The sequence below is a fragment of the Flavobacteriaceae bacterium genome, from assembly GCA_003443635.1.
In the GTDB taxonomy this organism is placed as follows: Bacteria; Bacteroidota; Bacteroidia; order Flavobacteriales; family Flavobacteriaceae; genus AU392.
In genome coordinates this window covers 557547-576651 of sequence record CP031964.1, presented here as the reverse complement: position 1 = coordinate 576651, position 19105 = coordinate 557547, and the positions used below count along the sequence as shown (strand labels likewise).

The window sequence follows — 19105 nt, the reverse complement described above, 5'->3', positions numbered from 1 at the left end:
TGAGTCAGAATAATTATTCTAATATAAAAATCAAAAATAATTATTGAAGAATTGCATCTGACTGAATTAATAAAAATATCAATAAACAGATGAAAAAGAATAGTATTATGAAAACAAAATATATATGGTTATGCCTCCTTTTTGTAGCATTTACAGCTTGTAGTAATGACGATGATAGTGTTCAAGTTGATCCTACTCCAGAATTATCTGCTGGAGCTGCAAATTTCGCAAACTTTGTATCTATAGGTAATTCATTAACTGCTGGTTTTACAGATAATGCTTTATTTCGAGCTGGTCAAGCAAATTCATTTCCAAATTTATTATCACAAAGATTTGGCTTAGTAGGTGGTAGTGCTTTCAATCAACCTTTAACTAGTGATAATGTTGGAGGCTTATTATTAGGGGGTAATCCACTTCCTGGTTTTGGGCCTAGGTTATTTTTTGATGGATCTGGTCCTGCATCTCTCCCAGCTACCCCAACTACAGATATTGCATTAAATAATCCTACTGGTCCATTTAATAACATGGGAGTACCTGGATTACGTAGTTTTCAAGTAGCATTTAATGGTTTGGGCAATATTTCTGGTTTAGGAACAAACCCACCTACTGCTAATCCTTATTTTGTAAGAATGGCATCATCTCCAAATGCTTCTGTTTTAGAAGATGCTTTAGCTCAAAACCCAACTTTCGTATCTTTATGGATTGGTAATAATGATGTATTAGGTTTTGCAACAAGTGGTGGTGATCAAACTAGAGATGCCATAACGTCTCAAGGTGTTTTTGATGCTTCAGTTCAAAGTATATTTACAGCAATATCAAATAGTGGAGCACAAGCAGTTGTTGCTAATATTCCAGATGTTACTGCAATTGCATTTTTTAATACGGTACCGTTTGCACCTTTAAGTCCAGCTAACCCAGATTTTGGACCTCAAATACCTATACTAAACAGTATTTTTGGTATGCTAAATCAAGTGTATACTGCCTTGCAAATGCCAGAACGTTCAATAGTTTTTGCAACAGATGCGGCTAGCCCTGTTGTGATTGAGGATGAAGATTTGGCAGATATTTCCACAACATTAGCAACGATATTAGGTGGAGATCCTAATTTTGCTGCATTTGTTGGAAGTTTAGGATTACCTACAGACCCACAAACAATAGGCCTTGTAGCCGGTTTATTAGGGCAAACTTATGGACAAACAAGGCAAGCCAATGAAAATGATTTATTAACACTTACTAGCTTACCAATAATTGGAACCATTGATTCTGATACTATGACTTTTTTAACAAATGCTGGTTTACCTCCAACATTAGCAGCACAATTTTCTGCACAAGGCATTACATTACCATTAGCAGATCGTTTTGTATTAATACCAAGCGAACGTCAAGAAATTCAAACAGCTACAGCTAATTTTAATGCAACATTACAAACAGCAGCTACATCTGCTGGATTTGCTTTTGTAGATGCAAATACAATACTTAGTACAGGACTTTCTTCAGGTGATTTCGAACTTACTAATGCATTGGTAACAGGTGGCGCTTTTTCACTAGATGGGGTACATCCTACAGCAAGAGGTTATGCGCTTATCGCTAATGAGTTCATGAGGGCTATTGATGCTACTTATGGCTCTAACTTTGAAGCAGCAGGACAACTATACAATATTGGAGATTTTCCAGTAATTTACCCTGCAACTTTACAATAAAAATAATATTATATAAAAACTTAAGACCCAGAATTTTGTTCTGGGTTTTTTATTTTAAACCCTTTCTTTTTTAGTTAAAAAACAAGTTCTAAAAAAATATCTATTTTTTGAATTTAAACACCTTTATTTTTAATTAAAAAATATATCTTTGCAGCGCGAAAATCAAGCTGTATTTTCGTTTATCATTTTAGCAAAACAATAAACACATAAGTAATGTCTAAAGTTACAGGTAAAGTTGCACAAATAGTAGGTCCAGTTATCGATGTTGAATTCGGAGCTGGTTCTGAACTACCAAAGATTTATGATTCGTTAGAAATTAATAAGCCAGATGGTTCAAAATTAGTACTTGAAGTACAATCTCACATTGGTGAAGATACTGTTCGTACTATAGCAATGGATTCATCAGATGGTTTAAATAGAGGAACAGAAGTTAATGCTACTGGTGCTCCTATACAAATGCCAATTGGTGGTGATGTATACGGTCGTCTTTTTAATGTAATTGGAGATGCCATTGATGGTTTAGGAGATTTACCTAAAGCTGGAAATGATGGACTTCCTATTCACAGGGAGGCACCAAAATTTGAAGATTTATCAACTTCTACTGAAGTTTTATTTACAGGTATTAAAGTAATTGATCTTATTGAGCCTTATGCAAAAGGTGGTAAGATTGGATTATTTGGAGGTGCTGGAGTAGGTAAAACAGTATTAATTCAGGAATTGATTAACAATATAGCAAAAGGTCACGGTGGTCTTTCTGTATTTGCAGGAGTAGGAGAACGTACTCGTGAAGGAAATGATTTACTTCGTGAGATGTTAGAATCAGGTATTATTAGATATGGTGATGATTTCATGCACTCTATGGAAGATGGCGGATGGGATTTAACTAAGGTTGATAAATCTGTAATGAAAGAATCTAAAGCAACTTTCGTATTTGGGCAAATGAATGAACCTCCTGGAGCTCGTGCTCGTGTAGCATTATCTGGTTTAACTATTGCTGAATATTTCCGTGATGGAGCTGGAGATGGTCAAGGGAAAGATGTATTATTTTTCGTAGATAATATTTTCCGTTTTACACAAGCAGGTTCTGAAGTATCTGCATTACTTGGGCGTATGCCATCTGCGGTAGGATATCAACCTACATTAGCAACAGAGATGGGTGCTATGCAAGAGCGTATTACTTCTACTAAAAAAGGATCTATTACATCTGTACAAGCGGTTTACGTTCCTGCAGATGATTTAACAGATCCAGCACCAGCCACAACATTTGCTCACTTAGATGCGACAACAGTATTATCTCGTAAAATTGCAGAGTTAGGTATTTATCCTGCTGTAGATCCATTAGATTCTACATCTAGAATTTTAACTGCTGATATTTTAGGTGATGAACATTATAATTGTGCGCAACGTGTAAAAGAGTTGTTACAACGTTATAAAGAGTTACAAGATATTATTGCGATCCTTGGTATGGAAGAATTATCTGAAGAAGATAAAATGGCTGTAGGTAGAGCAAGACGTGTACAACGTTTCTTATCTCAACCATTCCATGTAGCTGAGCAATTTACAGGTATCCCAGGAGTATTAGTTGATATTAAAGAAACAATTAAAGGGTTTAATCAAATTATGGATGGTGAATTAGATCATTTACCAGAAGCTGCTTTTAACCTTAAAGGAACTATAGAAGAAGCGATTGAAGCTGGAGAGAAAATGTTAGCTGAAGCGTAATAAATAATAAGTTTTTCGTTTTTACGGAAATAAATTAAATACCTTTTATTTATGTATTTAGAAATTGTAACCCCAGAAGCAACTTTATTCAGTGGAGAAGTAAACTCTATTTCTGTACCAGGTGTAAATGGTGACTTTGAAATGTTAAATAATCACGCACCTATTGTATCTTTATTAAAAGAAGGGAATGTGAAAATTTTTGGAGATATTCAATTAGAAGAAGAAGTTCAAGACAAATTTACTAAAGGTGATAAAGGAATGTTATTAGCTATTAATTCTGGAACTATAGAAATGAAAGATAATAAAGTTATTGTATTAGCTGATTAATTTCTTAATCTATATAAAACAAAAAACGCGAAGCTAATTGCTCCGCGTTTTTTGTTTTATATCATTATTTTTTTAAATTACTTTAGCTTTTCTTATTAAACCTTCAACTCGTTGTGCAAAAAATGCTAAGTATAAAAAGCATCCTGCAGCTATCCAATATGAATTATGAATTCCTATAACATCTGCTAACTTTCCTTGTAATGGCGGGATTATTGCTCCTCCTAAGATCATCATAATTAAAAATGCAGATCCTTGAGATGTATATTTTCCTAAACCTCTAATGCTTAATGCAAAAATACTAGGCCACATAATAGAGCAGAACAATCCTCCACTTAAAAAGGCAAACAATGCCACTGTACCGCTAGTAAATAGCCCAATTAAAATAGCAAACACTCCCAACAATCCAAATATTTTGAGTGTTAGAGCCGGTTTATCTTTACCTACAAAAAATGCTCCTATTTGTATCGCTACACAAATTGCAAACAAGAATAATCCTTTTACGCTAAAACCAGAGATATAATTCACAAATAAAATAACTCCAAAAGCAATATAAGGAACAAGGATATATAACCACGTTTTTATTTTATTAGATGGATTAAATACAGTAATGGCTCCAGCCCATCTTCCTATCATTAGTCCTCCCCAATACATTGATATTAATGGAGCTATCTCAGTATCACTCATTGCTCTTAATCCTAATGGATTCAAGTCTACGCCGTTAACAGTTTTTGTTACAAATTTTAATAGTTCTCCTAAATTACTTTGAATGGTAACTTCAACACCAACATAGGTAAATATAGCTAGCATCCCTAAAACTAGCTGTGGATAACGCATAGCTCCCCATCCTGTTTCATTTTTTTTAGCCATCATATTAGAAATTAACAAAACTCCTATAACAATAACTAAACTTACGATGGTTAGCTTTAAAATAAAGTCATTGTCTGGTATCTCATTTTTGTATTGACCAAAAATCAAATAAAAACAAGCAATTAATAAGATAGTCATTATTGTTAATGCACCTATAGCTTTTGGCGCTTTTATAATTGTTGCATCTGCTTTTCCTTGAGGTAATCTTTTAGAAAAATAAAATAAAGCTGCTGCTAACACAAACAAACCTCCAACTGCTAAATATAAATATTGTATTGTTGAAAGTTTGATACCCCCACTAGTAATTAAAGCATCTAATTCTGCTCCCGATTTTGGTGCAGATCCAAATAAAATAAGTGCAATTACTATAGGTCCTATTGTTGTTCCAAAAGAATTTACTCCTCCAGCCAAATTTAATCGATGTGCACCTTTTTCTGGATCTCCTAAAGCTATAGCAAAGGGATTTGCTGCCGTTTGTTGAATAGAGAACCCTAGTCCAACAATAAACAATGCAATCAACACATAATAAAATACATTAGAATCTCCTGGTTCTGCGCCTGCTATAGCTGGAAACATAACAACTGCACCCAAAGCACTTAATAAAAGTCCATATATAATCCCATTTTTATAACCCCAAGCATTCATAATATCTTTTCCTTTAGTATTTGATAGTATAAATAGTACCAAAGCACCAAAATAATATGCTCCGTAAAATGCGAAGTCAACTAATTGAGATTGAAATTGATCAATTGCAAAATACGTTTTACAAAACGGAATGAATACACCATTAGAAGCAGCAATAAATCCCCAAAAGAAAAATACGGTAACAAGTGTAGATAAAGCTTGTTTGTAGTTTTTTTGCTCAGTCATTTTAATAAAGTTAGTGTTGTGGTTTTAAAAAAATCTATTTTAAATTTAAATATATAATTTGCCAATCTTGTTGATTAGAGCGATATGAATATAATACATTAAATCCAATTGCACGATGTGCATTCACAGATCTTATGTTTTTAGTATCTACTTCTGTAATAAGGACATCATAATCTAATTGTAATACTTTTTTCATTACTTGATAAAGTTTTCTAAAAACACCTCGCCCTCTATATGTTTTAGCAATGCAAACTTGTCCCATAACAATATATTTTAAATTAGATACCATATCGTTCTTTTCTATTTTTTCAAATAATGGTTTAATAATATCTATGCTATCATTAAAAGCTTTATCCATACACAAAGCATATCCAATCACTTTTTTCTTGTCTACAGCGATAATATGTGGGCACACATTATTCATTGCTTTAAGCAGTTTAAAGTTATGAACTACCGTTAAAAACGCCTCTTTAATTTGATCTGTTTCTGAAACAGTATTAGGTAAATTTGCATTTTGAAGCTGTAGAATTTGCTTCAATTCTGTATTTAATTCTGCTCGTTTATAAACAATATTCTGCACTATATAAATTAAACTCTTTTAATCACATTAGTAACGATACCCCAAATTACAAAGTTATTCTCTTCAGTAACTTGAATAGGCTTATAACTAGGGTTTTCTGGCTGTAACCATAACTCTTCATTTTCAATTTTTAATCGTTTTACAGTAAACTCACCATCTAAAAAACAAACCGCAATTTTATTATGTGCAGGATCTAAACTTCTATCAATAACCAAAAGATCGTTATCATCTAATCCTGCTCCTATCATAGATTGCCCACTAACCCGTGCAAAAAAAGTTGCTTCTTTATTTTTAATAAGTTCTTTATCTAATGATAAACGTTGTTGTTTAAAATCTTCAGCTGGTGATGGAAAACCTGCTGAAATACCTGTATCAAAAAAATGAGCGCCTGTATCTTTAAAATTTTCAGGAGTAAAAAATGTAAGGTGTTTAGATTTATGTAGTATCATTTTACTTTTATAATATCATTAATATCTGTCGTGTACCTTGGCGATAAGCGTTCTTGACGCATTTTCCAAGTACGTTTTAAATCTTGATTAGCCAATTTTATTTTATAATCGCCATATTTTGTATTTAAAATATCTATCGATTGCATCAATGGTTTATGTTTTGGGTTTTCTTTCTGAAATAAATTGAGTTGAAAATTATCCGTAGGCACTAACCCTGTGACAATAACACCTGCACGCTTGTATTTTACACCTTTTTTAAAAATAGTCATTACTGCTTTTACTGCTTCATTACTTATAATAATGGATGAGTCTGTAGGATATGGTAAATTAACAATTGTACTTACACGATGTTGCTCTGTATTTTTTTTATGACGGTCACTTCTTAATATAACATAAATAACATAGCAACTGGAACCTTGTACTCTTAATTTTTCAGCGCAACTGCTCGCAAAAGTCGAAATGCGTTCTTTTATATTATCAATATCAGAATACGTATATTCAAAACTTCGTGTAGTTGCAATGGCACGTTTGGTTTTCAAATGATCTAATGTTAATTTTGAAATACCTTCTAATTCTTTTTTAAGTCGCCATTCTACAATTGAAAAATGCTTGCGTATCCACTCATCTGGTAATTGCACAAAATCATAAGCTGTTTTACAATTTTTAGCTTTTAATCGTTTTTGAAGTCCATAACCTATACCCCATACATCTTCAATTTTAATCCATTTTAAAGCTTTAATCCGCTTTTCTTCAGAATCTATAACATAAACTCCTTTGGTTTCTTTCGAAAATTTTCGTGCTATTTTATTTGCTACTTTAGACAATGCTTTTGTTGGAGCTATACCTACAGAAGTTGGAATACCTATCCATTTTAAAATACGTTCACGTATTTTAAGGCCAAACTCATTATCATTCTCTAAATTATTAAACTCAATAAAGGCTTCGTCAATACTATATATTTCCACGTTAGGTGTTAATTGCTCGAGAATAGACATTACACGACTACTTAAGTCACCATATAATGGATAGTTAGAGGATAATATTTGAATATGATTTATTTTACAAAAACTTTCCCATTTAAAAATAGGTGCTCCCATAGGGAGTCCGATGGCTTTAGCTTCATCACTCCTGGAGATTACACAGCCATCATTATTAGAAAGTATTGCTATAGGTTTATGTTGCAAATTCGGGTTAAATACCCGTTCACAAGATGCATAAAAATTATTACAATCGACAAGCGCAAACATATTTTATAAAAATACAAAGACCTTTTGAGTATAAAAAGTAAAATACGCTTTCTATATATTTGTAGAATGTATAAAAGTGACCTTATAATAAGAGAGCCAAAAAAACCATTAATAAATAGGGTTATAGTAGCATTCTTATATGCAAGCTTACTAAGTTATATAGTATACTTATTTTTATATAAAGATTTTTTAAATCATCCTCAAAAATGGACTATTACAATTTATTTAATTCTCTTAATATGCATATTATTTTTATCTTCAATTCGCTCAATTGCCATACATAATATTCATTTAAATTTTGAAAAAAAGAAAATAAAACATCAGTATCAAATAGGAGTTTTTAATTATAAAGAAACATGGCAAGATTTGATAGATCTAGAATATGTTTCAGTTTTTAAAACAGGTAGTTATTTTCAAATAAATTTATGGTATCAAAAAAATAAAATTTTAAACTTAATGATTTTAGAAAACTATGATGAATCCATTAAAAATGGATATCTAATTGCTGAAAAGTTACAAATAGATTTATTAGATGCTTCAGTAAAAGGTAATCATCAATGGGTTAATAAAGATACTTATCAAGAAACAGGAGAAATTCAATATTCATAAATTTATCATTTCGCCTTTAACCAGGCATCACGATTAGCTTTGGCTTCATCAGGTAATTCTATATTATTGACTTCAAATAATGAAATGCTATACGATGGATCCTGCTGAAAAGTTAATTGTGTGGTTCTCGCTTTTCCTAAACGTTCATAAGTTACAGTCACCATATCATTAGGCTTATATTGACTAATCACATCATTAAGTCTTGTTGTTTCAGTAAGTACTATATCCCCTATTTTAATTAGTTTATCTCCTTTCTCTAATCCTGCTTCATAAGCTGATGAACCTATTGTTACATTAGCCGTAATGGTTTGGTTTCTTAAAAATCCTCCGAAAGAGACACGTTCTTTATTATTTGCTAAATAGACGCCTACATTTTTAAATAAACGTTCATAGTCAGGCATTTCGCTTTTATAAATGTAATTATTAAAAAAAGCATCACCAAAGTCTGCTCCCGCATACTCATTTAATGTATTATGCAAATCTTGAATGGTATAGTAATCTTCTACTTTTCCGTAGGTGGTCCAAACCAATTTCATATAATCGTCTAGATTTAATCCTTGCTCACGTAGTGATAAATCTAAAGCCAAACCTAGTGCACTTCCATAGGAATAATATGAAATAAAGGTATTGTTACGGTTGATATCGTCTACCGAACGAGCCGCATCTACAAAAGGAGCTTGATAACTCATTTCGATAGGGTTGAAGAATTTGCGCCCTGGGGAATTCCACACATAATTAAAAGTGCCTGTTAATCCACGAACGTAACGCTCAGGTTCCATTAGTCCTGCGCGAGTAATCATTAAATTGGTGTAGTAACTGGTAAAGCCTTCGGCAAACCATAATTCGCCACTCATATTAGCTTCTTTAAAATCGAATGGGTCTAAACTTTGTGGACGAATACGCTCTACATTCCAACAATGGAAAAATTCGTGTGATACAGTTCCTAAATTACCTGAGAGTCCGCCATTGGCTAGACTACGTGTACTTGTAACAATAGTAGAATTACGATGTTCCATACCATCCCCTGATGCATTTGGAATATAGCAACCCAAAAAGGTGTATTCGCCATAATCGTACTTTGGTAGTTCGCCAAACACAGCTTCTTGCTGTAATACTACTTTTTTGACTCTTTCGAAAAATTCATCAAACTCGGCATCGGTACCATTATGGTGCAATGCGAAATTTACTTTTTGGTCACCTACATCAAACGAACGTACACTATGATTACTTACCTCAGTTGGGCTATCCATAAAATATTGTAAATCTCTGGCGTAATAGGTATTGCCCTCAACATGCTTTAATTGCGTAGCAACTTTCCAACCTAAATCTTCACGGACATTAAAAGTAACTTCAATATCGTTATTTTCTAAACTTGGTGCGTATATAAAAGTTGCTGGAATATTAAGATGCGCGTGTGTTTCATCAACTTGAGCATAGGTACCATCACCTCGATTGGCATATAATGTATAGCTAACTTTTATAGTGCCGTCGTGACCATTTACCAACCAAGAATATGGATCTGGACGCGTAGTTTTTAATTCATTTCCAACACCATCAGTAACTTTTACATCGTATATGTTTTTCATAAACTCATGCAATGCGTATCGTCCTGGTGAGGTACGACTCATACGAAATTCTGCTTCGCCTACTGGTAGTCCTGTAAAGGTTGCATTAATCACGGCTTCATGATGTACTGCGTTTTCAAAAGAAATGCTGTAGGTAGATGTTCCATTAGTAGAAGCAGAAGCTGTTTCTCTATTTACTTCTTGTTTGCAGCTAAATAAACTTAAAAATACGATTAGTAAAAGTGCTCTTTGCATTGCGTTAAATTTTGAGCATCTAAGATAGTATTTTTTGAGTGTTTTTTAATCTTCAATATATTCTAAAATATCATTAGGCTGACAATCGAGTGCTTTACAGATTGCTTCGAGGGTGGAAAACCGAATGGCTTTAGCCTTCCCTGATTTTAAAATAGACAAATTTGCTGTAGTAATACCAATGATTTCTGCCAAGTCTTTGCTTTTCATTTTTCGTTTTGCGAGCATTACATCAAGATTTACAATGATTGGCATAACTTAAATGGTTAGGTCGTTTTCTTCTTTTATAATCTTAGTGTCTCTAAGAACCGTACTGATTAGCATAAAAAACAATCCCATGGCTATTATTAATAAATACACCAATGTTTTTTCGCTTAGACCAATTAAAAATTTGAATTTAAAAAACACATTACTTATCCCATTAATACACCATGAAGAAATTCCAGCAATAACCATAAGTTTTCCAGAGGTTGATAGTGCGTTTATAAGTTCTTTGTTATAAAAATCTTTTTTTAATAACAATTTTGTAGCCTTTCTCATATTCCAAAGAGTAACAACAAAAACGACGTAGACTCCAAGCCTTAAGATTGTATATACATACAACATTGCTTCAGTTTTGAAACTGACTAAACCTTCATCTATACCTAGAAAATCTTGTTTCACACCAAATAGAATCATTACAAAAAAGAAGATTCCCAAACCAATACCTATTAGAAGTAGGAAAATAATAACATTTAATATCGAATAAAGTATTCTTGCAGTATTCATAATTACTGTTTAACGATAACAAATATATAATAAAATTATCGATAAACAATAATTTTTTATTTTTAAACAATATAAAATATTATCATTTTTGATATAAAACTCTCATTATTAAGTCAAAACGCATTGCTTTTTTCGATAAAGTGTATTTTTTAGCAAATTAAAACCAAACAATAATACGTAACTTTGTATTTATAATTAATCCATGTTAATGCGTTCTGTCCCAGCCGAAGTCTAATCTTGGAAAACCTACATCTGATATACCAACAATTAATCCAAACAGATGAAAACAAAAGACTTAATTATTCAGGAGCCTCAAAAACTGTCCATTAAAACAATTGTTATAATTTCTGCTTATATTCTTTTTATTGCTACTGCAATATATGTTGTATTATATATAGTTCCTAAACCAGATGTTACAGATGCTGTGGCATATATGTATATCATTTGGGCTTTTGGGTTTTTAGTAATGTTTACATACCAACACATTATTAATTCTAGAGTTAAATTAGATTTAAAGCATCGTAAAATGCGTCGAACATATACACTTGGATTACTTAAGTTTAGAAGAAAGTGGAAAAAATTAACACGCCCTCAATACATTTCGGTTTTTAAAACTAATGATAAATATGAACTTAATTTGTGGAATGAAAACAATGATAAGTTGAATGTTATTACATTATCAGATTATCAAAATGCATTTAAAAAAGCTTTTTTTATTGCTGAAAAATTAAATATTGATGTCTTAGATGCTACAGATAAAGGTAACTTTAAGTTAATACACAAAGATAGTTTTAAAAATGCCGAAATAAGCTTAACTATTTAGATTTAGTAATACCTTTGCTTCCTATGAAGCAATTTCCAAAAAAACTTCAATCTAAACTCAACCAACGGAAAGAGAATAATTCATTTCGAGAGCTTAATAGTATAGCATCAAATTTAATCGATTTTACATCTAATGATTATTTAGGATTTTCAAAATCTAAATCAATCTTTACCAATACTCATCAGTATTTAACTGAACATGAATTATTGCAAAATGGAGCAACTGGTTCTCGTTTACTTAATGGGAATCATTATTTATATACTTTAGTAGAAGAAGCACTTTGTGAATTTCACGAAAGTGAAACTGCTTTAATTTTTAATTCTGGGTATGATGCTAATCTAGGTTTACTCTCTTGTATTCCTCAAAAAGATGATTTTATTTTTTATGACGAATATAGTCACGCTTCTATAAGAGATGGCATTTCTTTAAGTAATGCAAAATCGTATAAATTCAAGCATAATGATTTAACAGATTTGCAAGAAAAATTACTTCGACTTACCAAAACTAATATTAAGTCAGAAGTTTATATTGTAACCGAATCTGTTTTTTCTATGGATGGAGATTCACCCAATCTAATTCAATTTTGTGATTTTTGCACACAATATAATTATCATTTAATTATAGACGAAGCTCATACTTTAGGAGTATTTGGTAATGGAAAAGGATTAATACAAGAATTAGGAATACAAGATCAGATTTTTGCTAGACTTGTTACTTTCGGAAAAGCGTTAGGATGTCATGGTTCTGCTGTTTTAGGCTCTAGAAATTTAAAAGAATATCTCATTAATTTTGCACGAAGCTTCATTTACACTACTGCATTACCATTACATACTTTAGCAACTATTGAATCAGCTTATAATGAGTTAAAAAACACAGATGCAATTAAAAAATTGCATTATAATATTCAATTTTTTAAATCTGAAATAAAACATAAAAACCTTAGCACTTATTTTATAAATAGTGATTCTGCGATACAATCATGCATTATTCCTAAAAACAAATTAGTGAAATCTATTTCTAATAAACTTAAAGAAAGTGGCTTTAATGTAAAACCTATTTTATCTCCTACAGTATCAAAAGGAGAAGAACGATTGAGGTTTTGTATCCATTCTTACAATTCTAAAGAAGAAATAACAAAAGTTTTAAGCTTCTTAGCTACTTTTGTAGCTGCATGAGTGACATATTTAAAACTATAGCAAAATTTCAATATTCTTCGGAAGCACAGATTATAAAAGGGCGATTAGAATCTGAAGGTATAGAAGTATTTCTATCCGACAACCTTACTATAGATACAGATCCTTTGGTAAGTAATGCTATTGGTGGTGTGAAATTAAAAGTATTGTCTGACCAGGTCGATGAAGCTGAAATTATTTTGCGATCTATCCAAAGATATTCGATAAATGATCAAGGTAATATTATTAAGTGCCCAAATTGTGAAAGTGAAAAAATAGAATTGTTCTCAACGATAACTGATTTTAAATCCTTTTTTTCATTTTGTATTGGTGTATTAACCGGAACACTTCCCTTTCATACAAAGCATAAATATATTTGCGAACAATGTAAAACCGAATTCAATATAAAATGAACACTTATTTTGTTACAGGAATATCTACAGATGTAGGAAAAACAATAGCATCGGCTATACTTACTGAAGCTCTAGAGGCTGATTATTGGAAGCCTATACAAGCTGGAGAATTAGACAATACAGATACACATAAAGTAAAATGCTTAATATCAAATTCGAAATCTAAATTTTACCCAAGTACCTATGCGCTGCAAACACCTATGAGTCCACATGGTGCAGCAAATATTGATGGCATTACTATAGATTTAAAAAAAATAACCGCTCCAAAAATCAAAAACAATTTAATTATTGAAGGGGCTGGTGGATTATTAGTTCCTTTAAATAATAAACAAACAGTTTTAGATATTATCAAACCTAAATATAAAGTTATTGTTGTATCTCGTCATTATTTAGGGAGTATTAACCATACACTATTGACTTTAAATTATTTAACAGAAAGGGGGTTTGATATTTCTCTTATTTATAGTGGAAATGAACATAAATCGACAGAAGATATTATTCAAAAAATGACAAATACTCCTGTTATTGGACGTATCAATGAAGAGCCTTATTTTGATAAAAACGTAATTAAAGAATATGCAGATGTTTTTAAAGAAAAGCTATAATAAAAATCAATTATTTTTGAAATCTCAGTTAAGTAAAATACATAGAAAATTATTATGAGCATAAAAGAACGTGATAAAAAACATCTGTGGCATCCATTAACACAACATAAATTACACCCTGAACATTTGGCCATCACTAAAGCCAAGGGCGCATTATTATACGATGAAAATGGCAATAGTTATATTGATGGGATAGCATCTTGGTATACTTGCATGTATGGGCATTGTAATGATTATATTATCAAAAAAATGAACCTACAAATGCAACAGTTAGATCATGTTGTATTTGCAGGGTTTACGCACGAACCTGCTGTAAAGCTATCAGAAGCTTTAATTAATATTCTTCCTGAGAATCAGGAAAAATTATTTTTTAGTGATAATGGCTCAACTTCTGTAGATGTTGCTATAAAAATGGCGTTACAATATCATTTTAACAATGATGAAAAGCGCAATAAAATAATTGCTTTAGAAGATGGGTTTCATGGTGATACTTTTGGTGCCATGAGTGTATCTGGTTTATCTGTTTACAATGGTCCCTTCAAAGATTTTTTTATAGATGTAGAACGTCTTCCTGTTCCTAACCAAAATAATTTTAAAACTATAAAAGAGCAATTTACACAACTTGTAAAAACAAATACTGTTGCAGCTTTTATTTATGAACCTTTAGTACAAGGTGCTGCTGCAATGCAAATGTACTCTGCCGAATATTTAAATGAGTTATTAAGTATTGCAAAACAATATAATGTTTTAGCTATTGCTGATGAGGTGATGACTGGTTTTGGTAAAACAGGAAAGTATTTTGCTTCAGAGCATTTAAATACATTGCCCGATATTATATGTTTATCAAAATCTCTAACTGCTGGTATGGTTCCAATGGCAATTACTTCAGCAACACAAAACGTATATAACGCATTTTTAAGTAGTGATATATCTAAAGGTTTTTTTCATGGTCATACGTATTCTGCCAATCCCGTTGCATGTACAGCAGCTTTAGCTGGAATAGAGTTATTACAATCCCAAGAAATTCAAAATAATATTCAACAAATTGTAGCATCACATAAAAAGTTTGATGAACATATTAAACATCATCCAAAAATTGCACAAACACGACAATTAGGAGTAATTTTTGCACTTGATTTAGATATTAAAATGGAACGCTATGGAAATTTAAGAGATCAATTATTTGATTTCTTTATGGAAAATGGTGTATGTTTAAGACCTTTGGGGAATACTATTTATATTTTAGCTCCATTTGTAATTACAAAAGAAGAATTAAAAAAAATATACCTCACTATAGAAAAAGCTTTAGATACCTTCTAAAGCTTTTTCTAATAAATTAATTTTTTCATTAGTTTCTTTTATTAAAACATATAACTTTTCATATATCCATTCTCCATCGTATTTTTCTCCTATAACAATAATAGAACCTTCTCCATTAGGCCCTTTTATCGGAATTTTAATATCTACTTCTCCATCATTATTTTCAAAACTAAGGCTCCCACTCATAATTCCATTTGTTTCAATAGGATCACCTAAAATACTTATTACATTTGAGTCATCTTTAGCCAATTCTAAAGCATAAGAGTAAGGCGTAGAATTTGTAATAAGTTTTGTAACACCAAAAATTGCTGCTCCAATTCCAAAAACAAAAAGTAATATTATTGTCAAACAACCTCCAACTGGAATAACCCAGGGCCAATTTCTACCAAACCAACTTTTTTTTCGCTCCATAAACGTATTCGTTTTTTGTTATGTATATATGTAGCGTATTTATCTTTTTTGTTACTTCCATAAATCTTATTTTTGCCAAAACTATTAATACACTTGCAACAACCTATTTCTATAACTGCAATTTCATCAATTTCTCCAATCGGCTTTCAAACCAAATCGATATGGGAAAATTATTTGTCAAAAAAACATTTTTTTACAAAAGTCAACGGTAATTACATCGCTCAACTTTCCGATGATGCTAGAGAACAAATTGAAACACTTAGGAATTCTAATTTAAAATATAAACAATTAGATGACTCCGTTCTGTTTGGAATATTTACTGCACGAAATGCTGTAAAACAAGCCAATTGGAAAGCTTCTGATAATTTTGGAATAAATGTAGGATCTTCTCGTGGCGCAACAGGTTTATTTGAGCGTTATTTTAAAGAGTTCTTAAATAAAAACAAAACAGAAATTTTAACTTCTCCAACCACAACGTTAGGCAATATTTCATCATGGATTGCACATGATTTACAAACTAAAGGTCCAGAAATTTCACACTCTATTACCTGTTCAACAGCACTACATGCAATGCTTAATGGTATTGCTTGGTTACAATCTGGTTTAAGCAATAAATTTTTAGTTGGTGGTAGTGAAGCACCTTTAACTCCTTTCACCATTGCTCAGATGAAAGCATTAAAGATCTATTCAAAAGAAGAGCATGATTCTAAGCAATATAAAGAATCCTACCCATGTAAACCTTTAGATTTTAATAAAACCAGAAATAGTATGATTCTTGGTGAAGCTGCTGCAATGGCTTGCTTAGAAATTGGAGAAAAAGATAATGCTTTAGCCTTTATTACGGGTATTGGTTATGGTACCGAGATTTTAAATCACAATGCATCTTTATCAACAAATGCAGATTGTTTTCAGCGTTCCATGAAAATGGCTTTAGGGAAATTAAATCCAGATGAAATAGATTGTATTATTACACATACTCCAGGAACAATAAAAGGAGATTTAGCAGAATATAATGCAATAAAGAAAATTTTTTGTAACAAAGTTCCAGCATTGACTACTAATAAATTGAAAGTAGGTCATAGTCTTGGAGCTTCCGGATTATTAAGTATAGAAATGGCCGTACTTATGCTTAACCATCAAACTTTTATTGATATTCCTTATCTGGATCAATCGCATCCAAAAAAGATTTCAAAAATTATGATAAATGCTGTAGGCTTTGGTGGTAACGCAGTGTCCGTATTACTTTCAAAATAAGATGAATAATCTTATAATGGTCGTATCTTTATTAATTCATTTTAAATCTTTAATGTTATGGGAGAATGGTTTTCAAATTTGGAGTTCTTACCAAAATTATATTGGGTAATTGCTCTTATAGGATCACTGATTTTTGTAGTTGTAATGATAATGTCTTTTATAGGTGGCGATACTGATGGGGTTGATGATTTAGATACAGAAATTGATAATGATATTGGAATTGGATTTCAGTTTATTACTTTTAAAAATCTTATTGGTTTTTTTACCATTTTTGGTTGGAGTGGTATTGCATGTATTGACGCTGGTTTATCTCAAACACTAACGATTATCGTCTCTTCTTTTTGCGGATTAGTAATGATGACTATTATGGCTGCACTCTTCTACTTTATGAGTAGACTTACGGATAGCGGCACTTTAAACATTAAAAATGCCATTGATGCTATTGGTGAAGTATATCTAACTATTGGAGCAAATCGCTCAAGAATGGGTAAAATAAGTGTCAAAGTACAAGGCACAATGAGAGAATTAGATGCATTAACCGATTCTTTTACCGATTTAAAATCAGGAACTATAATTAAAGTCGTTGACGTTACTGCAAACGGCGTCTTAATTGTTGATCATACAAAAAAACCTATTGAACCTTTAAAACCAAATACTTATGAAATTACTGAGCATACAGGAGAGCTTTAATCTAGAAGGCATCGGAAGTACAATGACGCTAGTCTTCGGCGTATTATTTATTGTACTTATTTTTATTGTATTAATAAAGCGTTATAAACGTTGTCCTTCGGATCGAATACTAGTAGTGTATGGTAAAGTTGGAGGTGGGCAATCTGCCAAATGTATTCATGGTGGTGCTGCATTTATCTTGCCTGTAATTCAAGATTATGAGTTCTTGGATTTAACACCAATTTCTATTGAGGTTAATCTAATTAATGCTTTATCTAAACAGAATATTCGTGTTAATGTACCATCTCGATTTACCATAGGTATTTCTACTGAGCCAGGCATTATGCAAAATGCAGCAGAGCGTTTATTAGGTCTAGGGCAAAATGAAATTCAAGAATTAGCACAAGAGATTATTTTTGGTCAATTACGTTTAGTAGTGGCTTCAATGGACATAGAAGAGATAAATTCCGATAGAGATAAATTTTTAACTAATATTTCTCAAAGTGTCGAATCTGAACTTAAAAAAGTAGGATTAAAATTAATTAACGTAAATATTACAGATATCGTTGACGAATCTGGTTATATTGAAGCTTTAGGGAAAGAAGCTGCTGCACATGCCATTAATGCAGCTCGTAAATCTGTAGCAGAAAAGACAAGAGATGGTTCTATTGGAGAAGCAAATGCAGTACAGGATGAACGTACACAGGTTGCTGCTGCAAACGCACAAGCAGTTGAGGGTGAAAATTCAGCTAAGATTTCGGTTGCAAATTCTGATTCATTACGTAGACAACGTGAAGCAGAAGCAGAGCGTGTGGCTATTGCTTCGGAAAAAGTACAATCTGCAAAAGCATTAGAAGAATCTTATGCTGCTGAACAACAAGCAGAATCTGCAAGAGCAGAAAGAGAACGTTCATCTCAAATGGCTGATGTTATTGTTCCTGCAGAAATAGATAAAAGAAAAGTAGAAATTGATGCCGAAGCTGAAGCTGAACGTATTAGAAGAAAAGCAAAAGGGGAAGCAGATGCCATATTATTTAAAGCTCAAGCCGAAGCACAAGGGCTTTATGAAGTGTTAACCAAACAAGCAGCTGGTTTAGACCAAATTGTAAAAGCAGCTGGAAATGATTCAAAAGATGCAGTATTATTATTAATTGCCGATAAATTGCCTGAATTAGTAAAAACTCAAGCTGAAGCAATTAAAAATATTAAAATTGATAAAGTTACTGTTTGGGAAAATGGTGGCGGAAAAGATGGAAAATCATCTACAGCAAATTTCTTATCAGGAATGTATCAATCTGTTCCTCCATTACAGGAAATGTTTAATATGGCTGGAATGCAACTGCCTGAATATCTAAAAGGGAAAGATAAAAAAGAAGAAGATATTGAGGCCAAAGAAAATGTTAATAATCCTGAAGACAAAGATTAATATAAAAATTCCGCTGTTAAAGCGGAATTTTCTACTTTTACGCCTATATTTAAGAC

Annotated in this window: 20 protein-coding genes; 12 read left to right on the top strand and 8 right to left on the bottom strand. The window is 31.8% G+C overall.

Annotated features, from left to right (window positions below; all coding sequences use genetic code 11):
* The first annotated feature begins 107 nt into the window (after positions 1–107).
* The 3 genes from D1817_02555 to D1817_02545 all read left to right on the top strand — a co-directional run bounded on the left by D1817_02555 (position 108) and on the right by D1817_02545 (position 3749).
* The gene (locus D1817_02555; GenBank protein ID AXT21209.1) at positions 108–1700 is read left to right on the top strand and encodes a G-D-S-L family lipolytic protein; all 1593 of its coding nucleotides are present in this window, start codon (positions 108–110) and stop codon (positions 1698–1700) included.
* Positions 1701–1913: 213 nt separating this feature from the next.
* Complete coding sequence (locus D1817_02550) at positions 1914–3422, top strand: F0F1 ATP synthase subunit beta (GenBank protein ID AXT18786.1); 1509 nt, start codon at positions 1914–1916, stop codon at positions 3420–3422.
* A gap of 51 nt (positions 3423–3473) precedes the next feature.
* Entirely contained in the window at positions 3474–3749 is a 276-nt protein-coding gene (locus tag D1817_02545) for a F0F1 ATP synthase subunit epsilon (GenBank protein AXT18785.1), read from the top strand.
* A 72-nt stretch (positions 3750–3821) separates the two neighbouring features.
* Here D1817_02545 and D1817_02540 read toward each other — a convergent pair whose 3' ends face one another.
* Genes D1817_02540 through D1817_02525 form a run of 4 tightly spaced genes read right to left on the bottom strand, consistent with a single transcriptional unit; the run spans position 3822 to position 7762 of the window.
* The gene (locus tag D1817_02540) at positions 3822–5486 is read right to left on the bottom strand and encodes an MFS transporter (protein ID AXT18784.1); all 1665 of its coding nucleotides are present in this window, start codon (positions 5484–5486) and stop codon (positions 3822–3824) included.
* A 34-nt stretch (positions 5487–5520) separates the two neighbouring features.
* Positions 5521–6057 (bottom strand): GNAT family N-acetyltransferase, encoded by a 537-nt coding sequence (locus tag D1817_02535; protein AXT21208.1) that lies wholly within the window; start codon positions 6055–6057, stop codon positions 5521–5523.
* Positions 6058–6074: 17 nt separating this feature from the next.
* A complete protein-coding gene (locus D1817_02530; GenBank protein AXT18783.1) occupies positions 6075–6515 on the bottom strand; it encodes a LexA family transcriptional regulator in 441 nt (146 codons plus the stop codon).
* On the bottom strand, positions 6512–7762 hold the full coding sequence (locus tag D1817_02525) for a Y-family DNA polymerase (protein AXT18782.1): 1251 nt from the start codon (positions 7760–7762) through the stop codon (positions 6512–6514). Before D1817_02525 ends, D1817_02530 begins: the two co-directional genes overlap by 4 nt.
* Positions 7763–7828: 66 nt before the next feature.
* Between D1817_02525 and D1817_02520 the strand changes: the two genes are divergently transcribed.
* Positions 7829–8371: a hypothetical protein gene (locus D1817_02520; protein ID AXT18781.1), complete on the top strand. Its 543-nt coding sequence runs from the start codon at positions 7829–7831 to the stop codon at positions 8369–8371.
* Positions 8372–8376: 5 nt separating this feature from the next.
* On the opposite strand, the gene D1817_02515 is transcribed toward D1817_02520, so the two are convergent.
* The 3 genes from D1817_02515 to D1817_02505 are packed head-to-tail and all read right to left on the bottom strand — an operon-like array spanning position 8377 to position 10956.
* Complete coding sequence (locus tag D1817_02515) at positions 8377–10191, bottom strand: M61 family peptidase (protein ID AXT18780.1); 1815 nt, start codon at positions 10189–10191, stop codon at positions 8377–8379.
* A 45-nt stretch (positions 10192–10236) separates the two neighbouring features.
* Positions 10237–10443: a transcriptional regulator gene (locus D1817_02510; GenBank protein ID AXT18779.1), complete on the bottom strand. Its 207-nt coding sequence runs from the start codon at positions 10441–10443 to the stop codon at positions 10237–10239.
* Between the two features lie 3 nt (positions 10444–10446).
* Positions 10447–10956 (bottom strand): hypothetical protein, encoded by a 510-nt coding sequence (locus D1817_02505; GenBank protein ID AXT18778.1) that lies wholly within the window; start codon positions 10954–10956, stop codon positions 10447–10449.
* Positions 10957–11236: 280 nt separating this feature from the next.
* Here D1817_02505 and D1817_02500 point away from each other — a divergent pair, with 280 nt between their 5' ends.
* Genes D1817_02500 through bioA form a run of 5 tightly spaced genes read left to right on the top strand, consistent with a single transcriptional unit; the run spans position 11237 to position 15289 of the window.
* Positions 11237–11779: a hypothetical protein gene (locus D1817_02500; protein AXT18777.1), complete on the top strand. Its 543-nt coding sequence runs from the start codon at positions 11237–11239 to the stop codon at positions 11777–11779.
* Positions 11780–11802: 23 nt separating this feature from the next.
* Complete coding sequence (locus D1817_02495; GenBank protein ID AXT18776.1) at positions 11803–12954, top strand: pyridoxal phosphate-dependent aminotransferase family protein; 1152 nt, start codon at positions 11803–11805, stop codon at positions 12952–12954.
* Complete coding sequence (locus D1817_02490) at positions 12951–13364, top strand: DUF2007 domain-containing protein (GenBank protein AXT18775.1); 414 nt, start codon at positions 12951–12953, stop codon at positions 13362–13364. The genes D1817_02495 and D1817_02490 overlap by 4 nt, the downstream gene beginning before the upstream one ends.
* Positions 13361–13969 (top strand): dethiobiotin synthase, encoded by a 609-nt coding sequence (gene bioD, locus D1817_02485; GenBank protein AXT18774.1) that lies wholly within the window; start codon positions 13361–13363, stop codon positions 13967–13969. The genes D1817_02490 and bioD overlap by 4 nt, the downstream gene beginning before the upstream one ends.
* A 54-nt stretch (positions 13970–14023) precedes the next feature.
* Positions 14024–15289, top strand: a complete 1266-nt coding sequence (gene bioA / locus D1817_02480; protein AXT18773.1) for an adenosylmethionine--8-amino-7-oxononanoate transaminase — start codon at positions 14024–14026, stop codon at positions 15287–15289.
* Here the strand turns inward: bioA and D1817_02475 are convergent.
* Entirely contained in the window at positions 15275–15700 is a 426-nt protein-coding gene (locus D1817_02475) for a hypothetical protein (GenBank protein AXT18772.1), read from the bottom strand. The genes bioA and D1817_02475 overlap by 15 nt on opposite strands.
* Before the next feature lie 93 nt (positions 15701–15793).
* On the opposite strand from D1817_02475, the gene D1817_02470 reads away from it, so the two are divergent.
* From D1817_02470 to D1817_02460, 3 genes are read left to right on the top strand one after another with little or no spacing between them, the layout of a single operon-like run.
* The gene (locus tag D1817_02470; GenBank protein ID AXT18771.1) at positions 15794–16954 is read left to right on the top strand and encodes a beta-ketoacyl synthase; all 1161 of its coding nucleotides are present in this window, start codon (positions 15794–15796) and stop codon (positions 16952–16954) included.
* 57 nt (positions 16955–17011) lie between these two features.
* Complete coding sequence (locus tag D1817_02465; protein ID AXT18770.1) at positions 17012–17644, top strand: hypothetical protein; 633 nt, start codon at positions 17012–17014, stop codon at positions 17642–17644.
* The gene (locus D1817_02460) at positions 17613–19049 is read left to right on the top strand and encodes a flotillin family protein (protein AXT18769.1); all 1437 of its coding nucleotides are present in this window, start codon (positions 17613–17615) and stop codon (positions 19047–19049) included. The genes D1817_02465 and D1817_02460 overlap by 32 nt, the downstream gene beginning before the upstream one ends.
* Positions 19050–19105 lie beyond the last annotated feature (56 nt).